This is a genomic window from uncultured Roseovarius sp. (assembly GCF_913054395.1).
Taxonomy (GTDB): domain Bacteria; phylum Pseudomonadota; class Alphaproteobacteria; order Rhodobacterales; family Rhodobacteraceae; genus Roseovarius.
Window position 1 is genome coordinate 1 of sequence record NZ_CAJXIP010000151.1, and the last position, 7,368, is coordinate 7,368.

Annotated in this window: 10 protein-coding genes and 1 riboswitch; of the genes, 8 read left to right on the top strand and 2 right to left on the bottom strand. The window is 59.4% G+C overall.

Annotated elements, in window-relative coordinates:
* Nucleotides 1-94 precede the first annotated feature (94 nt).
* Entirely contained in the window at nt 95-592 is a 498-nt protein-coding gene (locus tag QZ522_RS16010) for a hypothetical protein (protein ID WP_294613823.1), read from the bottom strand.
* A gap of 205 nt (nt 593-797) precedes the next feature.
* Nucleotides 798-902, bottom strand: a riboswitch (SAM-I-IV-variant riboswitch).
* Between the two features lie 205 nt (nt 903-1,107).
* Between QZ522_RS16010 and QZ522_RS16015 the strand changes: the two genes are divergently transcribed.
* Nucleotides 1,108-1,308: a hypothetical protein gene (locus tag QZ522_RS16015; RefSeq protein ID WP_294613827.1), complete on the top strand. Its 201-nt coding sequence runs from the start codon at nt 1,108-1,110 to the stop codon at nt 1,306-1,308.
* A 374-nt stretch (nt 1,309-1,682) separates the two neighbouring features.
* Here the strand turns inward: QZ522_RS16015 and QZ522_RS16020 are convergent, their stop codons facing one another.
* Complete coding sequence (locus QZ522_RS16020; protein ID WP_294613831.1) at nt 1,683-2,267, bottom strand: TetR/AcrR family transcriptional regulator; 585 nt, start codon at nt 2,265-2,267, stop codon at nt 1,683-1,685.
* 169 nt (nt 2,268-2,436) lie between these two features.
* Here QZ522_RS16020 and QZ522_RS16025 point away from each other — a divergent pair, with 169 nt between their 5' ends.
* From QZ522_RS16025 to QZ522_RS16055, 7 genes are all read left to right on the top strand, one after another.
* Complete coding sequence (locus QZ522_RS16025) at nt 2,437-2,985, top strand: carboxymuconolactone decarboxylase family protein (RefSeq protein ID WP_294613834.1); 549 nt, start codon at nt 2,437-2,439, stop codon at nt 2,983-2,985.
* 86 nt (nt 2,986-3,071) lie between these two features.
* Complete coding sequence (locus QZ522_RS16030) at nt 3,072-3,536, top strand: DUF1348 family protein (protein WP_294613837.1); 465 nt, start codon at nt 3,072-3,074, stop codon at nt 3,534-3,536.
* A gap of 11 nt (nt 3,537-3,547) precedes the next feature.
* Nucleotides 3,548-4,156, top strand: a complete 609-nt coding sequence (locus QZ522_RS16035) for a pyridoxamine 5'-phosphate oxidase family protein (protein WP_294613840.1) — start codon at nt 3,548-3,550, stop codon at nt 4,154-4,156.
* A gap of 64 nt (nt 4,157-4,220) precedes the next feature.
* Entirely contained in the window at nt 4,221-4,415 is a 195-nt protein-coding gene (locus QZ522_RS16040; protein WP_294613843.1) for a hypothetical protein, read from the top strand.
* 190 nt (nt 4,416-4,605) lie between these two features.
* The gene (locus QZ522_RS16045) at nt 4,606-5,469 is read left to right on the top strand and encodes a cysteine hydrolase (protein WP_294613846.1); all 864 of its coding nucleotides are present in this window, start codon (nt 4,606-4,608) and stop codon (nt 5,467-5,469) included.
* A 25-nt stretch (nt 5,470-5,494) separates the two neighbouring features.
* Nucleotides 5,495-5,977, top strand: coding sequence for a YHS domain-containing (seleno)protein (locus QZ522_RS16050; RefSeq protein ID WP_294613849.1), 483 nt, complete (start codon nt 5,495-5,497; stop codon nt 5,975-5,977).
* 106 nt (nt 5,978-6,083) lie between these two features.
* A complete protein-coding gene (locus QZ522_RS16055; RefSeq protein WP_294613852.1) occupies nt 6,084-6,794 on the top strand; it encodes an NAD(P)H-dependent oxidoreductase in 711 nt (236 codons plus the stop codon).
* Nucleotides 6,795-7,368: the final 574 nt, after the last annotated feature.

The window sequence follows — 7,368 nt, forward strand, 5'->3', positions numbered from 1 at the left end:
CTAGTAAACTCGAGGTAGGGAGATGCGCCGTGTCTGCAACTGGCCTTTCATCCCGCCGGAACCAGAGTATTTATGGTTGAATCGCGACGTTTGCTCATCTGAAGACCTTTTCTGAAGGCTTCGCGAGGTCTCGAAAACTAGGTGGACGCACCTCATGTATTGGACGCTGAGGAGACGGATCTATGGTAACCCACTCCGCCCTGCTCGCCACATACTTAGCAAGCTCTGGCAAGACAGACGCATCTTCTACTGTTGCAGTGGCAAACCTCGGAGTGCTCGGGTGTTCCGCCAAAGTCAGGTCGAACTCCGGAACAATAAGGCCAAAAGGGCTGAGTGCCCGTTCGCCAAAGATATCCAGCAGGATATCAAATGCTTCAACCTCAGGACGGTAGCACTCGCACCACGTAAGGTAGGCAGGATCGCCTTGTGGCAGTGGCATGAACAGGTCTGTGTCATCAAACCATCCCGCGTCGATCATGCACCAGTGATCAGGTTGTGAGAGCGTATCATAGATGTCTGAACCGAAAATCCGCTCAATAGCGTTCTGACGAATGAGCGGGCGTGGAACTGCACTGCCATCGCTAACCAGCAAGTATGTGCTATTTTCCCTTGGTCGCGCGAATAGCGACCGTAAGCGTGATCCTGCCCTAAGTGGGCGTGGAGGCAGAGCTTGTACTGGGCTGGCCAATGTCATGACGCTCGTCAACGCCACCGCTGATCGAATTATAAAGTCGCGACGCTTAATCATCTCGGTCTCCGTTTTTGCGAGACCAGCTTAGTAATCGCTATATTGGATGAAGCTTACCCATAGTTGCTAATCTTAGCCGCATCCCCATCCGGGCGACCACCTTGCCGGTATTGGCAGGTTGGTGAAGGCCGAAGCCTTGCTCTTAATACACGTGCAACTATGCCACCGCGGCATCTTGATCGCAATGGTTAACCGCCGCTGATTATCATCTGGTTCGGTATCGATGACAAAGCCAAGATCATCTTCATCTTCCTGTCCTGTTTCGCACCGCTGGTCATCAGCGCACAGGCCGGCGGCAAATCTGTCACGGCGGAACAGATCCACGCAGCCTACTCTAAAGCGAACCAGAAGACGAAGAGATGCGCCGTAAGGATGTCTTGGACGACTTACCTTTTGGTGCCAAGGCTATACAGGTTGGGCGGAAGACTGCGATTCAGTTTGATGTTCCAGAGATCGATCTGGAATTGCCGTTTACCACCCAAATCGATCGCGCCGAGGCTGCAATTAGCGCTGCTTATCAATTGATGCCGACGTTCGACGCTTGGAGGCGCACATCCTGATCAACCGTTCGGGCGCTGCCGATTTCCTATCAAGGGCCTGTGCCTCCTCAATTGCGCAATACTCCCATCTATGATTTCGAATGTTTTCCCAGCGACTACACCCAGACACAAACCCTGGAAAATTTGCTCGAAGTGTTGTCGTTTTTGACCACTCGTGAAAGCGGACATTTGAGCAAAGCAAAGCACAGCATCAGGCCCTCTGGGCTCGGAACTGCCATTTTCCGCATTGCCGCATCCGCGTCAATTCCATTGGCCTTGGCCGTCACTTCCGGCCCAATCCTGACATTGCGCTGTCGAGCAAGACATTGCTCTCTTACTCCCCACTGCCGACATTCGCGGCATGGCGTATTTCGGAAAGTATCGCGCGCAAGCTGCTATGCCTCGGTGAGGTCTGTATCGATCATCCGCGCGGCCATCTCCCCCGCGATCTGCGCCGCTTCGGGCATGCCGCGGACATGAGCGGTTGCGATGGCGCCCTCCTTGAGCAGTGCCAGTTGCTCGGCAAGCTTTGCCGGATCGGACGCTCCGGCCTCCGAACACAGCCGCTTCAGATACTCAACGATGCTGCGCTTGTGCTCGGCGGCCGCGCGGTGCGCGGGATGATCCTGGTCTCCGAACTCGCCGGCGGCGTTAATGAAGGCGCAGCCGTTGAACCCCATCCCCTTAAAGGTCCGGCCCTGGAACCATACCTCCAGTGCGTCAAACATAGCCAAAAGCCGCTCACGCGGGTCGGCTGACGCCTTCTCCATCTCCCCCATCAGCCAATTGCGAAACTGTTCGTCGCGCCGGTGCAGCACTGCGAGAATCAGCTCCTCCTTCGACCGAAAGTGCTTGTAGAGGGTCATTTTCGCGACACCGGATTCGGCAAGGATTTTGTCGATTCCGGTGGCGGTGAAGCCTCCAGAGTAAAAAAGTTTCAGGGCGGTATCCACGAGATCGTCGCGACGAGACTTTGCCATATTCTATAATCCGATCAGACAGTTCTGTCTATTCTTGACAGGTTTCTTCCAACTTATCAATGGCAAATTCGGCGTCTCTACGGAAATTCACAGGAATTTGAGTCTTGTCAATATACAGATCGGTCTGTATGTATTCTTCACGTTCAATCCAACCGAAGTGAGACAAACCATGACACGCATCCCGCTCCCCACCTCGATCGAGACGGCACCGGTCGCCGCGCAGCCGCTCCTCGAGGGCGTGAAAAAGATGCTCGGCAGTGTGCCGAACCTCTTTCGCATCACCGCAAACAGCCCGGCAGCGCTCGAAGGCTATCTCGGCCTGAATACTGCACTCGCCAACGGCAGCCTTGCCGCCCAGACCCGCGAGCGCATCGCGCTCGCGGTCGCCCAGATCAACGGGTGCCAATACTGCCTCGCGGCGCACACCTATCTGGGCACCAACGTGGCCAAGCTGAGCGAAGCGGAAATCGCCGCGAACCGCGCCGGCAAATCCCACGATGCCAAGGCCGACGCGGCTGTGCGCTTCGCCGTCAAGCTCGTGGGCGAACGTGGCCATGTCGGTGACGCGGATATCGCAGCGCTCAAGAGCGCCGGATACTCGGAGGCGGAGATCGTCGAGATCGTGGCTCACGTCGCGCTCAACACGCTGACCAACTACCTCAATTCGGCGCTCGATACGCCGATCGACTTTCCGGTCGTCAGCGCCAAGGTGGCCTGAGCCCGGCGGCGCCCCGGCATCCTCCCCGTGGATCGCTCCCTGTCCCCGCTGGGGCGCCGAAATTCCAACAATCCGGAGATCATCCTGTGACACGTTCCCCGCTTCCGCCCTTCGATGACAAGACCGCAATCACCAAGGTCCGCATGGCCGAGGATGGCTGGAACAGCCGCGACCCGGTAAAGGTCTCGCTCGCCTACACATCGGACTGCCAGTGGCGCAACCGTGCGGAGATATTCCAAGGCCGCGAGCGGATCGTCGAATTTCTCACCCGAAAATGGGCGCGAGAGCTGGAATACCGGCTCATCAAGGAACTTTGGGCCTTCCACGGCAACCGCATCGCCGTGCGCTTCGCTTACGAATACCGCGATGACAGCGGCTCATGGTTCCGCGCCTATGGCAACGAGAACTGGGAATTCGCCGAAGACGGCCTGATGCGCCAGCGCATCGCCTCGATCAACGACCTGCCGATCACCGAGGATCAGCGCCTGTTTCACTGGCCGCTCGGGCGTCGCCCGGACGATCATCCCGGCCTGTCGGCCCTTGGCCTGTAAGGAGTTGAGCCATGCCTCTCGGAGTTGCCGATATCGCCTTTACCCCAACCGTGCGCGCCGAACAGGAGCGTCTTGGCTCCGCCGCGCTCTACGCGAGTGCCCTGTCGCCCGACCGCGATGGTGGGCGCAGCCTGACCGAGCGCGAGGCCACCTTCCTTGAGGCCCGCGACGGGGTGTTTCAGGCCACCGTTTCCGAGACCGGCTGGCCCTACGTGCAGTTCCGTGGCGGCGCGCCCGGCTTTCTCCGGGTGATCGACCCGCAGACCGTCGCCTATGCCGACTACCGCGGCAATCGGCAATACATCAGCACCGGCAACCTGCGCACCAATCCCCGCATCGCGATCATCGCGGTCGACTATCCGGCGCGCAAACGGCTCAAGCTGTGGGGGACTGTCGAGATGTCGGAGGACGCCCGCGTGATCGACCTGCTCTCGACGCCCGGTGCCCCGCAGACCGAACGCGCCATCATCATCAGGGTCGCGGCCTATGACTGGAATTGCCCTCAGCACATCCCGGTTCGCCGCACCGATGCCGAGCATGGCGGCGAGATCGCACAACTTCAGGCGCGTATCGATGCGCTGGAAGTGAGACTTTCCGAGGCCGGGATTTCCCCGGCCTGACCCGAAAGATCAAGCCCTGCTGGGGCGGAAGCTCGATTTTCAAGCAAGGAAATGGAACATTGACATGAAAGACAGGAATTCACTTCTCATCTCTGCCCTGGCCGTGGCGATCACCGTTGGCAACCTTGCAATTCCCGCAGCCATGCCCCGTGCCGAGCTTGCCCACGCACAATTGGCGACACAGGCCGCAACCGACCATCGCGAGCAGGGCATTGCCTCCGCCTGCGGCCGCGCGCTGACCGACCTTCCGACCGATTGAAGCGATTTCCGGCGCGGCCCAGGCGGCGTCGATCCCGAAGGAAAGCGGACATCTCTCCCTCTTGCACGCGGCGTGACCGAAGGCCGCGAACAGGTGACCTGCGTCTCCTGATGCCATCGGAGAGGTCCCGCCAACCTGGCACCGCGGCAACGAGGCTGCGCTGTCGTCACCCTTGAAGAGGAAACTGACCATGAAACACGACCATGACCACGATCACAATTGCGGCTGCGGGATAACGCCTGAATATGTCGATCTTGCGCGCCGACGGGTTCTTGCCGGTGCCGCAGCTGGCGCCGCCGCCGGGGCAGCGGCCCTGGCAGCCGGTTCCGCCACTGCCGCGACCGACGAGGCCCGCGCGGAGTATGCCGATCCCGAGACCCCCGGCCTGCCGCAGGTCGATATGGAGATCACACCCGGCCGCACGGCGCTCGTTGTCACAGACCCGCAGATCGACTTTCTGTCCGAGGACGGGGTGACCTGGGGCGTTGTCGGCGAAAGCGTGACCGAACAGGGGACCGTGGACAATATCGAGCGCCTCTTCGCCGCCGCGAAGGCGACCGGCATGCCGGTCTTTATCTCGCCCCATTACTACTATCCACACGACCACGAATGGCAGTTCGAGGGCACGCTGGAAAAGACGATGCATGCCATCGGCATGTTCGACCGTCTCGGGCCGCTCAACCTCGAAAATTTCGAAGGGTCGGGTGCTGACTGGATGCCCCAATACAAGAAATACATCAAGGATGGCGAAACCATCGTCTGCTCGCCTCACAAGGTCTACAGCCCTGCGCAGAATGACTTGAACCTGCAGATGCGCAAGCGCGGGATCGACAAGGTCATCCTCGCGGGCATGTCCGCGAACCTCTGCACGCAGGCGCATCTCTACGAATTGCTGGAGCTCGGCTACGAGGTTGCCGTGGTGCGTGACGCCACCGCCGGGGCCAAGGTGCCCGAGGGCGACGGCTACCTCGCTGCGATCATCAATTTCCGCATGGTCGCAAACGCCGTCTGGTGGACCGATGACGCCGTCGCGCGCATCGAGCGTTCCGCCTGACCACCCCCAACGAAAGGACCTAACCATGACCTTCAAGACACTCACCAGCGCCGCGCTGACGGCCGTTTTCCTTCTGTCGAGCACAGCCTTCGCCGCCGACGAATACAACGTCGGCAACGGCCTGACGCTCAACGGAAACCCACTCGGGATGCATGGCGTTGATCCCGTCTCGATGTTCGGCGTCAGCTCCCCCTCTCAAGGTGAAGCCGTCTACACCTCGACGCATGATGGCATCGACTACTACTTCGCCTCGGCAGAGGCCAAGCAGGCCTTCGACGAGAACCCGGCGGCTTACCTGCCCCAATTTGGTGGCTTCTGTGCCTTCGGAGTGTTCGTCGGCAAGAAACTCGATGGTGATGCCCGCTATGCCGATATCGTCGAGGGGAAGCTCTATCTCTTCGTGAACGCCGCGATCCTGGAGAAATACCGCGAAGACCCGGAGGCGGTTATCGCAGGCGCCTACGCCAAGTGGCGAGGTATTGTGAATACGCCTGTGCGCGACCTCTGATCCAGACAACGAGACAAACACGGCGGCTCGTGCAGATGCCCGTGTCGCCCTTTGCTTACGTGGCAATCCGCGGCGGATAGATCGCCCTCACATACAGGAGAAAACCATGACTACCCTGCTCCGCATCGACGCCAGCGCCCAACAGCAAGACCGTTCCCTGACGCGCATGCTGACAACGCTGTTCACGACTGAACTATTGCATGCCAATCCGGACGCAAAGGTGATTACCCGCGATATCGGGCAGGACCCGGTTCCGGCAATCGATCACCCCTTTATTCACGCGGCCTTTACTCCGCCCGAGGCACGCGAGGACTGGATGGCCGACCGGTTGGCACTTTCCGATGCGCTGATCGACGAGGTTGTGGCTGCGGATATAATCGTGCTGGGTGCTCCGATGTACAATTACGGGATGCCTGCCGCTTTGAAAGGCTGGATCGATCATATTGCACGGATAGGCCGGACCTTCTCGTTTGATCTGGCGCGCGGCGATTTCCCGATCGAACCGATTCTGAAGGACAAGCACCTTGTCGTGCTGTCGTCGCGTGGCGAGTTCGGGTTTGAACCTGGCGGGCCGCGGGCGCACATGAACGTACTGGACCCCGCAATTGCCGCCTGCGCTCACTACTTCGGCGTCGACACCGCAAACATTCACACGGTTGCCATCGAATATCAGGAGTTCAAGGACGCACGGCATGACCGTTCGGTCATGGCAGCAAAAGACACGGCGCGTGAACTGGCACGGCGGTTTGCGCAGGTCGCTAAACAAACGATTTCTGAGAGCGCCTCGAAAGCGTCCGTGGCGCGGGCGGCGGAGTAGGCCCATCCGTCGGAATGAAGGCAAGAGCTACACTCGGCAGGCAGTTGCGTGCAAGTGCGCGTCGCTGCCTGTACCTTTGCGCAAGCCTTGCAAGAATGAATTAAGATGAGCATGACGCTGAACACGCCGGACAGGGCCATGGACATGAAAGACGAATTGACCAAGGAGCCTGGGAGCCGTTGGAGATGCCTGTGATCCATCATCTCAAGCCACCTCTGCAGGCCCAGGGCCAAAGCCTCGGCCGCAGCGGTAAGGTTCACCAGCGCACTTGGCTTCGTGATGCGCCCGGTATTGGCATCGAAGAAATCATGGAAGTTGGGGTAACGCCTGGCCGATTGGTGCCAGCACTGCCCTATATAACGTAGAGCAAACATGCTGCGACCGATCTAACGGCGGGGGACAGCCCAAAGCAGACTCATGGTCATGAATGCGAATCTTCGATAGCCGATCTTCGCCGCGCGGGTCGCGAACTGGTAAGATGCGGGACGAAGCTGACCTTTATGCCCACGTGCCGAAGGTTTCCTTTCGGATCGCCAGCCAACAGAAGATTATGTTCTTCTCCACTGCATTGGGA